This is a genomic window from Treponema lecithinolyticum ATCC 700332, assembly GCA_000468055.1.
Classification (GTDB): Bacteria; Spirochaetota; Spirochaetia; order Treponematales; family Treponemataceae; genus Treponema_C; species Treponema_C lecithinolyticum.
This window is the reverse complement of record KI260558.1, coordinates 1-309: the sequence shown is the minus strand read 5'-3', so window position 1 is coordinate 309 and position 309 is coordinate 1.

Sequence of the window (309 nt, the reverse complement as noted above, 5' to 3'; positions counted from 1 at the left end):
ATTGAAAATATAAAAACGGTACTGAATAATTAGATAAAAGTAATTTAACTAAGATCGATATACTGAGTGTATAGTATACTATCCAGCGTATTGCAATATGTTTATTGTTAGTCCATAAAATAGTTTTATTTTGTTTAATGATTTCAGTGCATATTAAAGCAAAAATAAGAATTATACTTATCACAATGTATGGAAGTGAAAAGCCTAATGTAATTGCTGTAAAAATACCACTGTTAAACTGCAAAGTAAACAATCCGTGTAATAGAGTTTTGATTTCAAAAGCGGCATTTTTAAAAGAGGCTATAATAT